Raw genomic sequence first — 14,203 nt, 5'->3', positions numbered from 1 at the left:
CAACGGGCGCTAGGCTCGTGCCGGGCGTCGTCGGGAGGGGAGTGGCCGTGACCGCTGAGGTGGGTCGAGGTGTGCGGTCGGTGGCAGCACGGAAGGCCTCGGCGGTCGATCTCGTGCTGCACGAGATCCGGCGTTCGATCCTGAGCGGCGAGCTCCCGCCCGGACGTCCGTTCACGGTGCCGGCCCTGACCGAGCAGCTCGGTGTCAGTCACGTGCCCGTCCGCGAGGCCCTGCGCCAGCTGGAGGCCCAGGGGCTGATCGTGCTCAGCCCGTCGCGCAGCGCGACGGTGACCCCGCTGGACCCCGACGACCTCCGGGCCATCTACCGCCTGCGGATCACCGTGGAGCCTGAGCTCGCCGCGCTCTCGGCACCCGGCCGGACCGACGCAGCGATCGACGAACTCGACGGCATGGTCCGCGCGACGTTCGACCACGTGCTCGGCGAGGCGTTCTGGCAACCCCACCGCGACTTCCACGCCGCCCTCATCGAGCCGGCCGCGAGCGACTGGGACCGGCGGATGCTCACGCCACTCTGGGACGCCTCCGAGCGCTACACCCGGCTCGTCTTCGACCCGGTCGAGGCGCCGGACTCGTTCGCCGCCCACCGTGCGCACGCCCACGACGAGCTCGTCGACGCCGCTCGCTCCCGCGATCCCGAGCGGGTGCGCGCGGCCGTGCGCGAGCACCTGGAGAACAACCTCTCCACGATGCTGGCCCGCATGGCGGGCCTCGACCGCCCGTCGGCGGCGGCGACGGTGGAGCACGACGCCACGGCGTGAGGCCCGCGACGGTCTGGTCGAGGTGCTCGTCGCGCAGGAGGATGGCGGCGGATCGCGGCACGACGCAGTGGCGAGGAGACCGATGACCGCAACGGTGGGCCCGGCCGGATCGATCACCGGGCGCGGGATGACGATGAGCGACATGGTCGCCCGGGCGGCACGGCTGGAGCCGGACCGCACGGCCTTCGTCGACGCCCGGTCCCGACGGAGCTACCGCGAGGTCGACGACCGCGTGACGCGGCTGGGCGACGCGTTGACCGCCCGTGGTGTCGTCGCCGGGGACCGGGTCGCGGTGCTGGGACTCAACAGCACCGACGTCGTCGAGGCCTGGCTGGCGGCGCTGCGGGTCGGCGCGATCGCGGTGCCGGTGAACTTCCGGATGGTCGCCGACGAGGTCGCCTACGTGCTGACCGACAGCGGGGCCCGCGTGGTGCTCTGCGACGAGGCGTTCGTCCCGGTCGTCGACGACGCCCGTCGGGCCGCGCCCGACGTCACCGATGTCCTCGTCCTCGGCGAGGGACTCGACGCGGTGCTCGCCGAGGCGTCGGGGGCCCACCGGGAGCGGCCGGTGGACGACGAGGCGCCGGCCTTCATCATGTACACGTCGGGGACCACGGGTGCTCCGAAGGGTGCGGTGCTGACCCACCGCAACCTCTACCTGCACGCCTTCTGCTCGATGGCGACCCTCGGGCTCGAGGGCGACGACCGGGTGTGGATGTCGGCGGCACCCCTGTTCCACATCGCCGGGCTCTCCGGGATGCTGCCGGCGCTGATCACCACGGGAACGATCGTCATCCCGCCGTCCGGTGGGTTCGACCCTGCAGCCACGGTGGCGACCCTCGCCGAGGAGCGCGTCTCCTCCTGCTTCATGGTGCCGGCCCAGTGGCAGGCGATCTGCGCGCTGCCCGACCTCGCCGCGCACGACCTCTCCCGGCTGCGCCGCATCTCGTGGGGCGCCGCCCCGGCGTCGGACACGCTGCTGCGGACGATGATCGCGTCCTTCCCGCAGGCAGAGGTCTGCACGGCCTTCGGGCAGACCGAGTGCAGCCCGGTGACCACCTACCTGCGCGGCGAGGACTCGATCCGCAAGATCGGCTCGATCGGGACGCCCATGGTCGGCGTCGAGGTCCGCGTGGTCGACGACGAGATGACCGACGTCCCGCGGGGCACGGTGGGGGAGATCGTCTACCGCAGCCCGATGGTGATGACCGGGTACTGGAACAAGCCCGACGAGACCGCGGAGGCGTTCCGCGGCGGGTGGTTCCACTCGGGCGACCTGGTGCGCGAGGACGAGGACGGATACCTCTTCGTGGTCGACCGGCTCAAGGACATGATCATCTCGGGCGGGGAGAACATCTACTGCGCCGAGGTGGAGAACGTGCTGGCGGCGCACCCCAAGATCGCCGAGGTGTCGCTCATCGGCGTCCCGGACCCGAGGTGGGGCGAGACCCCGCTGGCGGTGGTCGTCCCGCGGGATCCGGACGACGCGCCGACCGACGCCGAGGTCGAGGCCTTCGCGCGCGAGCACCTCGCGGCGTACAAACGGCCCCGCCACGTCCGGTACGTGGACGCCCTGCCGCGCAACCCCGGGGGCAAGGTGGTCAAGAAAACCCTGCGGGAGCGCTTCACGCCGGAGGCCGACCCCGCCCGGTGACGGGCGGGCCGGCCCGGTCCTCATCCTGTGGGATCGATGTCGTCCAGCCAGCCGAGGAACGCCCGGCCGGTCAGGCCGCGGGCCGCCGTCAGGTGCTCACGGAGCTGTCCCATGAGCACACCCCGGGAGACCGGGTCGACCTCGAAGGCCGTGAGCACCCGGCAGATGGCGATCACCTCCTCGGCGTCCGTGACGCAGAGGCCCTCCCCCTGCAGGGAGGCCAGGTTGGCCAGGACGGAGCGCGCGACGACTCGGATCTGCTCCGCGGGTTCGGGTGCGATGTCGGCTCACCTCCGGCGAGGCGGTGGCCGGGCGCGGCGGAGCGCGATGGGGGAGGACGTGCCCGCGAGCGCGCCCGGCCGGTGTCGGATGGTCCGTCGGTAGGACGTCGCGGGCGACGGATCCGTCATGCGGCCGGGGCCGTGAGGTGGGTCACGGGCCGAGCGGGCCTCAGCCGGTCGCGGTGTCCCCGTAGGCGACCACCGAGAGGAACCGGATCGGCAGCTCGACCAGGTCGCGCGGGCCGTGGGCGCCCTCGCCGTCGAGCTGCAGCGCGTCGCCGGGCCGCATGGTGTACGAGGCGTCCCCGTGCCCGTACACCATGGCGCCCTCGAGCATGTAGAGCAGCTCGGTGCCGGGGTGCTGGAACAGGGGGAACTCCTCGCTGCGCTCGGTGAGCGTGACGAGGTGCGCCTCCATCCGCTTGTGCGGGCCGCGCAGGGCGCCGAGCAGGGTGTAGTCGTGTCCGACCCGGGTCCCGCGGGCGACGGTGCGGGCCCCGGCGCCGGCCGGGGTGAAGACCGCCTCCCGCGGGGTGTCCGCGTCGCGGAACAGGGCCGTCACCGGGACGTCGAGGGCCGCGGCGAGCCGGGCCACCGTCGTCAGCGAGCACGAGATCTGCGCGTTCTCGATCTTCGACAGCATCGCCTTCGACAGTCCCGTCCGAGCCGCCATCTCGGCGAGCGTCCACCCGGCGTCGGCCCGGATGCGGCGCACCTGGGCGCCGATGGCGCGCTCCAGGCGACCCTCCCCGTCGTCGGGGACCTCGACCTCGCGGGACAGCGGTCCCGACACGTCGCTCACCGCATCTGCCCCGCGCCGACGTACGGGTGCGGGCTCGTCAGCAGGTCGCCCTCGGCGAAGCGGGACAGCCGGAAGTCCGAGGCGGGGGTCTCGGGCACGGAGCTGACCCCGTCGACGACGAGGTCGGCCACCAGCCGTCCGACCTCCGGCGAGATCTTGAACCCGTGTCCGGAGAACCCGGCGGCGACGACGAGGCCGTCGAGGCCGTCGACCCGCGAGATCACCGGGTTGAAGTCGGGCGTCACGTCGTAGCAGCCGGCGTAGGTCGACGCGATCGACGCGTCGACCAGGCCCGGGAAGCGGGTCCCGACCTTCTCCACGGCGGCGTCGAGGGCCTCCGGCGTCGCCTGGTTCGAGTACCGGTCGGGATCGGCGGGCTCGAGCGTGCCGAGGTCGGAGTTGCCGACGAGCAGCTCCGCGGACACCCGCTCGTAGCGGACGTACTGCAGCGACACGAGGTCGGAGAAGACCGGGACCTCGCCGAGGTCCTGCCCCGGGTCGACCAGCACGAGCGACTCCCGGTGCACGGTGATCGGCAGGTCGACCCCGTGCTCGGCGAGCAGCGGCACCGACCACGGGCCGGCCGCGAGCACCACGGTGTCGGCCTCGAGGACCTCCCCGTCCGAGCAGCGCACGCCGGTCACCCTGCCGTTCCCGACGACGAGCCCGGTCACCAGGGTGCCCTGGCGCAGGCGCGCCCCGACACGGCGGGCGGCGCCGGCGAAGCCCTGGGCGGTGCGGTAGGCGTCGCCGTACCCGCCGCGCTCCTCCCAGGCGAAGGACCCGAAGGGCTCCAGGTCGGCGACCGGCCACAGCTTGGCGACCTCGGTGTGGTCGATGTCCTCGGTGCGCACGCCGACCGCGCGCTGGTCGGCCATCGAGGCGTGCAGCGCGGGCACGTTCTCCGGCCCGACGCCGACCACGTAGCCGATGCCGAAGAACCCGACGTCGACGCCGAGCACGTCCTCGGCGTGCTCGAACGTGTCGAGCGACCGGGTCGCCATGGCGGCGAGCGAGGAGACCCCGTAGTGGCACCGGACCACGCCCGAGGACTTCCCGGTGCCCCCGGAGCCGACCGTCGAGCGCTCGACGATCGTCACGTCGGTGATCCCGCGGCGGGTGAGCGCGTACGCGGTGGCGCAGCCCTCCAGGCCGCCCCCGACGACGATGACCTCAGGCATGTCCACTCCCGGGAATCCAGTTCGTACCAGCCAGAGGTACCCGCGCCATCGCCGCCGCCTCGACGGTCAGGGCGACGAGGTCCTCGGGCTCGAGGTGGCGCAGGTGCGCCTTGCCGCAGGCGCGGGCGATCGTCTGCGCCTCCATCGTCAGGACCCGCAGGTAGTTGGCGAGCCGGCGCCCGCCCTCGACCGGGTCGAGCCGGGCCGCGAGCTCGGGGTCCTGGGTGGTGATGCCGGCCGGGTCGCGGCCGTCCTGGAAGTCGTCGTAGCACCCGGCCGCCGAGCCGAGCGCCTCGTACTCGGCGGCGTAGCGGGGGGCGTTGTCGCCGAGCGCGATGAGCGCCGCGGTGCCGATCGCGACCGCGTCGGCGCCCAGCGCCATCGCCTTCGCGACGTCGGCCCCGGAGCGGATGCCGCCGGAGACGATCAGCTGGACGCCGTGGCGGTGCAGCCCCAGCTCCTGCAGCGCCCGCGCGGCCTGGGGGATCGCGGCGAGGGTGGGGATGCCGACGTGCTCGATGAACACGTCCTGCGTCGCGGCGGTGCCCCCCTGCATGCCGTCCACGACGACGACGTCCGCGCCGGCGGCGACCGCGAGCTTGACGTCGTAGTAGGTGCGGGTGGCGCCGACCTTGACGTAGACCGGCTTCTCCCAGTCGGTGATCTCGCGCAGTTCGAGGATCTTGATGGCGAGGTCGTCGGGCCCGGTCCAGTCGGGGTGCCGGCAGGCGCTGCGCTGGTCGATCCCGGCCGGGAGCGTGCGCATCCCGGCGACCCGGTCGGAGATCTTCTGGCCGAGCAGCATCCCCCCGCCGCCGGGCTTCGCGCCCTGCCCGAGGACGACCTCGATCGCGTCGGCCTTGCGCAGGTCGGTGGGGTTCATGCCGTAGCGCGAGGGCAGGTACTGGTAGACGAGGTGCTTGGACTCGCCGCGCTCCTCGGGGGTCATGCCGCCGTCGCCCGTCGTCGTGGACGTGCCGACCTCGGAGGCCCCGCGGCCGAGCGCCTCCTTGGCCTGCGCGGACAGGGCCCCGAAGCTCATCCCGGCGATCGTCACCGGGGTCTGCAGGTGCAGCGGGTACCGCGCGTTGCGGTCGCCGAGGACCACGTCGGTGTCGCAGCGCTCGCGGTAGCCCTCGAGCGGGTAGCGCGACATGGAGGCGCCCAGGAAGAGCAGGTCGTCGAAGTGCGGGACGGCGCGCTTGGCGCCCCACCCGCGGATGTCGTAGACGCCCGTCTCGGCCGCGCGCTGGATGTCGTCGATGACGCCGCGGCTGAAGGTGGCCGATTCCCTGAGTGCCATCAGTAGCTCTCCGAGTGCTCGCTGGTGAAGTGGTAGAGCCGTCGGGCGGAGCCGTAGCGGCGGAACTCGCCCGGATCGTGGTCCAGCCCCGCCGCGGCGAGCAGTTCGGCCAGCTCGGCGCGGTGCTCGTCGCGCATCGGTTTCTCCACGCAGTCCGCGCCGAGCTCGCCGACCCGTCCGCGCACGTAGAGGCGCGCCTCGTAGATCGAGTCGCCGAGCCCGTCGCCGGCGTCGCCGCAGACCACGAGGCGTCCGGCCTGGGCCATGAACGCGCTCATCGGGCCGACCGACCCGCCGACGACGATGTCCACGCCCTTCATCGAGATGCCGCAGCGCATGGAGGCGCAACCCTCGATGACGAGCAGCCCGCCGTGCGCGGTGGCGCCGGCCGACTGCGAGGCGTCCCCGGTGATCCGGACGGTCCCGGACATCATGTTCTCGGCCAGCCCGGTCGCGGCGTTGCCGTGGACGGTGACCGTGCCGCCGTCGTTCATGCCGGCGCAGTAGTAGCCGACGTGCCCGTGCACGTCGACCGCGATGCCGGTGTCGATCCCGGCGGCCACGGCGTGCGCGCCCTCCGGGTGGAGCACCTCGTAGCTCTTGACGGTCGGGTCGTGGAGCTCGGCGTTGAGGGCGCGGACCCCCGTCGTCGTGAGGTCGAAGGTCATCGTCTCCATGCGTAGACCTTTCCGGGCTCGGGCTCGTAGAGGCGGGCGTGCTCGATGCCGGGCAGCGGCGCGAGCGCGCGGAACTCCGAGGCCATCGCCACCCAGGCGTCGGTCTCGGCGATGACGGCGGGCTTGCAGGCGATCGGGTCGCGGACCACGGCGAACCCGTCGGCGCTGGTCACGAGCAGGGTGTAGAAGCCGTCGAAGGTCTCGCGCAGGGCGAGCAGGGCCTTCTCCAGGTCCTCGCCCTGCGCCAGGCGCGAGGCGACGAAGCGGGCACCGACCTCGGAGTCGTTCTCCGAGTCGAACTCGACGCCCTGCCGGACCAGCTCGCGACGGATCGAGGCGTGGTTGGAGAACGAGCCGTTGTGCACCAGGCACTGGTCCGGGCCGACCGAGAAGGGGTGGCAGCCCTCCGCGACCACGGCCGACTCGGTCGCCATCCGGGTGTGCGCGAGGCCCTGCCAGCCCTGCGCGTCCGCCAGACCGTAGGTGGTGGCGAGGGTGCGGGGGTGTCCGACGCCCTTGTAGACGGTGAGGTCGCGCCCCGACCCGACCACGGTCGCCGTCGGGAACGCCTCCCGGACCCGGGCGACCAGCACGTCGACCGGCTCGGGCGCGGCGACGATCGTGGTGTCGCCCGCCCGGCTCACGTGGGCACCGGGCAGGGCCCCCGTGTCGGCGTCCGGCGGCAGCAGGACGGACACGGCCGCGTGGCCCTCCGGCACGCGTCGCCGGTCGCCGTAGACCGCCACACCCGCGGAGTCCGGGCCGCGTTCGACGACCCCGCACAGCATCGACTCCAGCAGCCGCCCGAGCTGCGGGTGCAGCCCCGGGTCACGCAGGTGGAGCCCGACGATTCCGCACATCTGCAACTCCCTAGAAAGCGGTGAGGTAGCGGTCGTGCTCCCAGGAGCCGACCGTGCCGTGCCAGTCGAGGAACTCCTCGCGCTTCAGCGTGGCGAAGTACTCGGCCACGCCGGGCCCGGCCGCGTCCAGCGCCTTCCCGACGACGGCGTCGGCCCGGAGGGCCTCGACCGCGTGCAGCAGCGTCGGCGGCAGCTCGGGGCGCTCGTCGGGGGCGTCGGGTTCGAGCTGCCGGTCGATGCCGTCGAGCCCGGCGGCGAGGGCGACGGCGAGCGCGAGGTACGGGTTGGCCGCGCCGTCGCCGCCGCGCAGCTCCACGCGGTGACCGTCGGGAACGCGGACGAGGTGGGTGCGGTCGTTGCCGCCCCAGGTGGCGCGCCGCGGCGACCAGGTGGCGCCCGAGCGGGTACTGGTGGCGCCGGTGCGCTTGTAGGAGTTCACCGTCGGCGCGAGCACCGCCTGCATCCCGGGGGCGTGCTCGAGCAGGCCCGCGAGGAAGCGGTAGGCCAGGTCGGACAGGCCGTGGCCGCGCCCGTCGGCGTCGTCCGGGAACCGCGACGAGCCGTCCGACCACAGCGAGAGGTGCAGGTGCATCCCCGAGCCCGTGCGGTCGGCGAACGGCTTGGGCATGAAGGTCGCCGTCATCCCGCGCTGCTCGGCGAGCATCGAGATCAGGTACCGCGCGGTGATCACGCGGTCGGCGGTGGTCAGCGCGTCGGCGTAGGCGAAGTTCTGCTCGAACTGGCCGTTCGCGTCCTCGTGGTCGTTGGCGTAGTTGCCCCAGCCCAGGGCGTTCATCGCGGTGGAGACCGCGGTCAGGTGGTCGTACATCCGGGTCAGCCCGCGGGCGTCGTAGCAGGGGCGCACCCCGTCGTCGAGGACGTCGGCGGGACGCAGCCCGCCGTGCTCGTCGCGCGCGACCAGGAAGTACTCCACCTCGGCGCCGGCCATCAGCTCCAGGCCGGCGGCCTTCGCGAGCATCGCCTTGAGCAGGACCCGCGGCGCGTACGGCCAGGGGCGGCCCTCCACGTGCGGGTCGCAGTGCACGAGCGCGAGGCCCTCGCGGACCCAGGGGAGCGGGGTGTAGCTGGCGACGTCCGGGATCGCGATCAGGTCCGGGTCGCACGGTTGCTGGCCGATCGCCCCCACCGCGTAGCCCGCGAACCCGACCCCCTCGCGCTCCAGCTCGTCGGCGCACTCGACCGGCACCAGCTTCGCGCAGGGCTTGCCGGTGAGGTCGACGAACAGCGCGAGCAGGAAGCGGGTGCCGTCCGCCGCCGCGCGTTCGGCGAGGCTCGCCGGAGCGGCCAGCGCGGTGCGGGACCCGTCGGTCCGGGGGTCGGTGACCGTCATGAGGGCTCCTCGGCGCATCGATGATATCTCGTTGAGAAACACCGTCTCGCATCAGGAGACCATCGTGGTTGCCGGCGTGTAAAGCCCGCCCCCGGTTGTCGGGACGCTCCAGCGGGGAACAGGAGTCGGAGACGGGTTCAGTAGGCGAGAGAGGCGGTCCGTCAGTGTCCGAGATGGTCGAACGGTCCGGGCTGCAGGTCGACGAGGACCTGCGGGCCTTCGTGGAGGACGAGCTGCTCGCGCAGGTCGAGATCACCCCCGAGCAGTTCTGGTCGACCCTGGCCCGCCTGCAGGAGCAGTTCGCGCCGCGGATCGCGATGGCGCTGGCGGAGCGCGACGACCTGCAGGGGAAGATCGACGCCTGGCACGCCGAGCACGGCGCCGGTGCGCGGGACGACTACGAGACGCTGCTGACCGAGCTCGGCTACCTCGAGCCGGAGCCGTCGAGCGTCCCGACGATCGACGTCGACCGGGTCGACCCGGAGATCGCCGAGGTCCCCGGACCGCAGCTGGTGGTGCCGTCGACGAACGCCCGGTTCGCGCTCAACGCCGCGAACGCCCGGTGGGGTTCGCTGTTCGACGCGTTCTACGGCACCGACGCCCTGCCCCAGGACCACGAGCTCGCGAAGGGCTACGACGAGAAGCGGGGCGCCCAGGTCATCGAGGCCGCCGACCGCCTGCTCGACGAGCTGTTCCCGCTCGAGCGCGGTAGCCACGCCGACGTGACGGCCTACCGCCCCTCGACCGAGGGCCTGGTCGCCGACACCGCGGACGACTCCGTCGCGCTCGCCGACCCCTCGTCGTTCGCCGGCTTCAACGCCCCGGACGGCGACGGACGGGGCAGCGTGCTCCTGGTCCGCAACGGCCTGCACGTCGACCTCGTGATCGACCCGTCGACGCAGGTCGGCCGCCAGCACCACGCGGACGTCTCCGACGTCGTGCTCGAGTCGGCGGTGACCACGATCGTCGACCTCGAGGACTCGGTCGCGACCGTCGACGGGGAGGACAAGGCACTGGCCTACCGCACCTGGCTCGGACTGATGACCGGCGACCTCGTCGCCGAGTTCTCGAAGGGCGGCGAGACCGTCACCCGCCGGGTCAACCCGGACCGGGAGTACACCGCCGCCGACGGGTCGGCGCTGACGCTGCCGGGCCGCTCGCTCATGCTGGTCCGCACCTGCGGGCACCACATGACGACGAACGCGGTGCTCACCGCCGACGGCGAGGAGACCGCCGAGGGCGTCGTCGACGCGCTCGTCTGCGCGGTCGCCGCGCTCTACGACCTGCGGGGCCTCGGCCCGCACACCAACTCGCGCGCCGGCAGCGTCTACATCGTCAAGCCCAAGCAGCACGGGCCGGCGGAGGTCGCGCTGACCGTCGAGCTGTTCGCGGCGGTCGAGGAGGCCCTCGGCCTCGGGACGAACACGCTCAAGATCGGCATCATGGACGAGGAGAAGCGGACGACGGTCAACCTGTCGGCCTGCATCGGCGCGGCCGCGCACCGCGTCATCTTCGTCAACACGGGCTTCCTCGACCGGACCGGCGACGAGATCCACACCTGCTTCGCCGCGGGCCCGGTGCTGCGCAAGGGCGACATGAAGTCGACGACCTGGCTGCAGACCTACGAGGACCGCAACGTCGACGTCGCGCTGGCCGCCGGGTTCGAGCACCACGCGCAGGTCGGCAAGGGGATGTGGGCCAAGCCCGCCGCGATGGCCGAGATGCTGGAGCAGAAGATCGGCCACCCGAAGGCCGGGGCGAACACGGCGTGGGTGCCCTCGCCGACCGCGGCGACGCTGCACGCCCTGCACTACCTGCGCACCGACGTGCACGCGATCCAGGAGGAGATCTCGAAGCGGGAGACGGCGGATCGTCGGGACCTGCTGGAGCTCCCGCTCACCGACGCGAGCACGCTGTCGCAGGACGACGTGCGCCGGGAGCTGGAGACCAACGCCCAGTCGATCCTCGGCTACGTGGTGCGCTGGGTCGGCATGGGGATCGGCTGCTCGACGGTGCCCGACCTCGACGGGGTGGGGCTGATGGAGGACCGCGCGACGCTGCGCATCTCCAGCCAGCTCATCGCGAACTGGCTCGAGCACGGGGTCGTCGACGCCGACACCGTCCGCGCGACGTTCGCCCGCATGGCCGAGCTGGTCGACGAGCAGAACGCCGGCCAGGACGGCTACCCGCCCATGGCGCCGGACCTGGACGGCAGCGAGTCGTTCCAGGCCGCCCTCGAGCTGGTCTTCTCCGGCGGCACCGAGCCGAACGGCTACACCGAGCGTGCACTCACCCAGTGGCGGCGCAAGGCCAAGGCCCACGCCTGACGCCGGGGTCGCCCGACCCGCCGGAGTGCTCCCGGCGGGTCAGGTGTCCCGATCCGCGACGAAGGCGGCCGCGGCTCGGACGTAGCGCCGGTAGCCGTCGAGGGCGAGCGGGACGGCCGCCGCCACGAGGCGGAGGTCGACGCGCACGTACTCGTGCACGAGGACGTTCCGCATCCCGATCGACGGCAGCAGGTCGTCGCGCAGGGTCTCGTCGATCAGCCCGCACTCCGCGGCGAGCAGGAACGAGTCGCGGTACGACGTCGCCGTGCGGTGCAGCACGGCCCCGACGACGTGCTCGTTGACCGACGTCGCGAGCTCGACGAGCTGGGTGAGCACCCGCTCCACGGCGTACCGGCTCCGCGCGTCGTGTTCGAGGTCGCCGATCGGGAAGCGCTCGAGGTCGTCGAGCAGCCGGGACATCGTCGTCAGCCGGATCTCGACGACGGAGGGGTCGAGGCGTCGAGGGCTCACCGCCGCCCGGCCAGACGCTCGAGGGAGCTGCGGCGCAGCCATTCGGTGCTCAGACGCTCGCCGCTCGCCCGGAGCTGTTCGCGGACGAAGCCGCCGTCCTCGGACTCGTAGAGCGGCTCCCCGGGGACCAGGGCCTGCTGGCGGGCGACCGGCCCGGCGCGGTCGAGGTCCAGCACGTCGACGTCGTCGAAGCCGGTCATCGCGGTGAGGGTGTCCACGACGGCGAGGAGGTCGAGCCGGGTCCCGCGCCGGGCCGCGACCGCGACGTCGAGGTCGTGCGCGTCGGGGTCGCCCCGCTCGGCGCTGCCGAAGACGACGACGAGGGCGAGCCCGAGGTCGTCGGCCACCCGGGCGAGGTCGCCCGAACGCTCCGCGTCGCGCAGTGCGGCGAACGCGTCGGCCGGGGTCGTCATGGGCTCAGTGTGCCCGAGCGTCCGACCGTCAGCGGTCGTAGTCGACCGCGACCTCCGGGGTGGTCGGGCGGGACTGGCAGGTGAGGACCCGCCCGGCCGCGACCTCCTCGGCCGAGAGCGCGTAGTTCTGCTGCATGTGGACGCTGCCGCAGGTCACCGTGGCCACGCACGTGCCGCATATGCCGCCCGCGCACAGGTAGGGCGCGTCGACCCCCGCGGCGAGGGCGCTCTCGAGCAGCGACGCCGTGCCGGTGCTCGCGACCTCGGTGGTCTCGCCGTCCCGGGTCACCGACACGGTCGCGGGGACGATGTCGCCGAGGTCGGCGGCCTCGTCGTCGGGTGCGACGAAGAGCTCGCGACGGACGTCGGTGACGCCGTGCTCGCGCAGGACGGGCTCGAGATCGTCGAGCATGGCGACCGGGCCGCAGAGGAACCACGCCGCGTCGCGCAGCGCCGGGTCGCCCAGGTGCTCCACGAGCCGGGCGGCGTCGAGCCGGCCGGGCACGACCCGTCGTCGGGAAGAATCCTCCCGGGACCGGTGGTGGACCACCGTGAGTCGACCCTCGTAGCGGCGCTCCAGCATCGCGAGCTCGTCGGCGAACATCGTGTGCTCGGCGTCGCGGTTGGCGTAGAGCAGCGTGGCGCGCGAGCGCGGCTCGGCGTCGAGCGTGCTCGTCAGGATCGAGATGACCGGCGTGATGCCGCTGCCCGCCGCGACCGCGGCCACGTGGCGGGCGTTCCGGCGGTCGGTGTCGACGGTGAACGAGCCCGCGGGCGGGGTCACCTCCAGCTCGTCCCCGGCCCGCAGCTCGTCGTTCGCCCAGGTGGAGAAGCGTCCGCCCGCGACCCGGCGCACCGCGATCCGCAGGACCCCGGAGCCGGCGGCGGTGCAGATCGAGTAGTTCCGGCGGACGGGTCCGCCGTCGATCGTCGCGGCGACGGTGACGTGCTGGCCGGGGCGGAAGCGGAAGGCCTCCCGCAGCTCGTCGGGAACGGCGACGGTGATCGACACGGCGTCCGGGGTGAGCCGGCGGACCTCCTCGACGCGCAGCCGGTGGGGGAGGCGCGGGAGGTCGGCGTCGCGGTCGTAGGTCGAGATGATGCTGCGCCAGGCGCGGTACTCGGAGGCGGAGAGCTCCGTGCCCCAGGCGGTGGTGATCGGGACGTCCCGCTCGAGGAAGTCCGACTCCGAGCGCCGCCAGACCTGGACGTAGCGGTAGAACGGGATCGTCGGGTGGATGTGATGGACCAGGTGGTAGTTCTGGTAGAGGAACAGCGGGTTCATCACGCGCTCCCAGCCCACGCGGATGCGGGTGGCGTGGAAGCGGTCGGACTGCGCGGTGGCCGTCAGGTCGTGGTGCGGGAGCCAGTCGAACCACCAGACGAGGATGCCGACGCCGATCCGCTGCGGGATCAGGTAGATCATCAGCAGTTCCCAGCCGTGTCCGGTGAGCGCGAGCGTCACGAAGCCGCCGACGACCACCGCGAACACGACGGCCTGCTCGGCCAGCTCCGCCCGCGGTCGGCCGGGGATGCGGGGCGCGTAGAAGCGCAGGTACCAGAGGTCGAGGGTCATCCAGCGCAGCGGCCACTGCCAGGACGGCCCGGCCGAGGACCAGGCGTCGGGGTCGGTGGCGACGTCGTCGTTGGTGTTGCGGTGGTGCTCGATGTGCAGGAAGCGCACGAGCGGGAACGCCGCCCACGCGACGACGAACGGCATGGCGAGCCGTCCGAGGACCTCGTTGACCCGGCGGGACCGTCCGCCCGCGAGATGGATGGTCTCGTGTAGCACCGTGAACATCGTGAACGTGACGATCGCGTGCACGGGGATCGTCACGGCGTAGCGCCACGGGTTCTCACCGGCCAGCACCCACCACGTCGCGCCGAGCCAGGCCGCGAGCGACCCGACGAACAGGGCGAGCGTCGGCAGCGCCACCACGGGCATCGGCACGCGGGGGTGGGGGACCCCGCGACGGATCGCGCGGGACTCCTCCTCGCTGAGCACCCGGCCCTCGTCGGCAGGCTCCGCGGTCGTCGTCATGGTGTCGGATCGTTGACAGAATCGGTCGCTATGTCAACGGCGTTGTCGTCTGGCTCGGTTCTG

Annotated in this window: 13 protein-coding genes; 3 read left to right on the top strand and 10 right to left on the bottom strand. The window is 73.0% G+C overall.

Annotated features, from left to right (window positions below; genetic code table 11):
• Positions 1-80: 80 nt before the first annotated feature.
• Together ACQPYX_RS21460 and ACQPYX_RS21455 are read left to right on the top strand one after the other, a co-directional pair.
• Positions 81-779: a GntR family transcriptional regulator gene (locus ACQPYX_RS21460; RefSeq protein WP_433799309.1), complete on the top strand. Its 699-nt coding sequence runs from the start codon at positions 81-83 to the stop codon at positions 777-779.
• 82 nt (positions 780-861) lie between these two features.
• A complete protein-coding gene (locus ACQPYX_RS21455; protein ID WP_433799308.1) occupies positions 862-2,433 on the top strand; it encodes a long-chain-fatty-acid--CoA ligase in 1,572 nt (523 codons plus the stop codon).
• 20 nt (positions 2,434-2,453) lie between these two features.
• On the opposite strand, the gene ACQPYX_RS21450 is transcribed toward ACQPYX_RS21455, so the two are convergent.
• From ACQPYX_RS21450 to glnT, 7 genes are all read right to left on the bottom strand, one after another.
• Positions 2,454-2,609 (bottom strand): hypothetical protein, encoded by a 156-nt coding sequence (locus tag ACQPYX_RS21450; protein WP_433799307.1) that lies wholly within the window; start codon positions 2,607-2,609, stop codon positions 2,454-2,456.
• A gap of 274 nt (positions 2,610-2,883) precedes the next feature.
• Entirely contained in the window at positions 2,884-3,516 is a 633-nt protein-coding gene (locus tag ACQPYX_RS21445; RefSeq protein WP_433799306.1) for a helix-turn-helix domain-containing protein, read from the bottom strand.
• Positions 3,513-4,697: an NAD(P)/FAD-dependent oxidoreductase gene (locus tag ACQPYX_RS21440; RefSeq protein WP_433799305.1), complete on the bottom strand. Its 1,185-nt coding sequence runs from the start codon at positions 4,695-4,697 to the stop codon at positions 3,513-3,515. Before ACQPYX_RS21440 ends, ACQPYX_RS21445 begins: the two co-directional genes overlap by 4 nt.
• Positions 4,690-6,000: an FMN-binding glutamate synthase family protein gene (locus tag ACQPYX_RS21435; protein WP_433799304.1), complete on the bottom strand. Its 1,311-nt coding sequence runs from the start codon at positions 5,998-6,000 to the stop codon at positions 4,690-4,692. Before ACQPYX_RS21435 ends, ACQPYX_RS21440 begins: the two co-directional genes overlap by 8 nt.
• Complete coding sequence (locus ACQPYX_RS21430; RefSeq protein ID WP_433799303.1) at positions 6,000-6,677, bottom strand: glutamate synthase; 678 nt, start codon at positions 6,675-6,677, stop codon at positions 6,000-6,002. The genes ACQPYX_RS21435 and ACQPYX_RS21430 overlap by 1 nt, the downstream gene beginning before the upstream one ends.
• A complete protein-coding gene (locus ACQPYX_RS21425) occupies positions 6,665-7,537 on the bottom strand; it encodes a glutamine amidotransferase (protein WP_433799302.1) in 873 nt (290 codons plus the stop codon). The genes ACQPYX_RS21430 and ACQPYX_RS21425 overlap by 13 nt, the downstream gene beginning before the upstream one ends.
• A 10-nt stretch (positions 7,538-7,547) precedes the next feature.
• On the bottom strand, positions 7,548-8,888 hold the full coding sequence (gene glnT / locus ACQPYX_RS21420; protein ID WP_433799301.1) for a type III glutamate--ammonia ligase: 1,341 nt from the start codon (positions 8,886-8,888) through the stop codon (positions 7,548-7,550).
• Between the two features lie 173 nt (positions 8,889-9,061).
• Here glnT and ACQPYX_RS21415 point away from each other — a divergent pair, with 173 nt between their 5' ends.
• Positions 9,062-11,215, top strand: a complete 2,154-nt coding sequence (locus tag ACQPYX_RS21415) for a malate synthase G (protein WP_433803779.1) — start codon at positions 9,062-9,064, stop codon at positions 11,213-11,215.
• 39 nt (positions 11,216-11,254) lie between these two features.
• On the opposite strand, the gene hepT is transcribed toward ACQPYX_RS21415, so the two are convergent.
• From hepT to ACQPYX_RS21400, 3 genes are read right to left on the bottom strand one after another with little or no spacing between them, the layout of a single operon-like run.
• A complete protein-coding gene (gene hepT / locus ACQPYX_RS21410) occupies positions 11,255-11,686 on the bottom strand; it encodes a type VII toxin-antitoxin system HepT family RNase toxin (RefSeq protein WP_433799300.1) in 432 nt (143 codons plus the stop codon).
• Positions 11,683-12,099: a hypothetical protein gene (locus ACQPYX_RS21405; RefSeq protein ID WP_433799299.1), complete on the bottom strand. Its 417-nt coding sequence runs from the start codon at positions 12,097-12,099 to the stop codon at positions 11,683-11,685. Before ACQPYX_RS21405 ends, hepT begins: the two co-directional genes overlap by 4 nt.
• A gap of 28 nt (positions 12,100-12,127) precedes the next feature.
• Positions 12,128-14,140 (bottom strand): fatty acid desaturase, encoded by a 2,013-nt coding sequence (locus tag ACQPYX_RS21400; RefSeq protein WP_433799298.1) that lies wholly within the window; start codon positions 14,138-14,140, stop codon positions 12,128-12,130.
• Positions 14,141-14,203 lie beyond the last annotated feature (63 nt).

Origin of the sequence: Actinomycetospora sp. CA-084318 (genome assembly GCF_050955885.1) — a bacterium.
Lineage (GTDB): Bacteria > Actinomycetota > Actinomycetes > Mycobacteriales > Pseudonocardiaceae > Actinomycetospora.
This window is presented reverse-complemented; position numbering and strand designations above follow the sequence as displayed.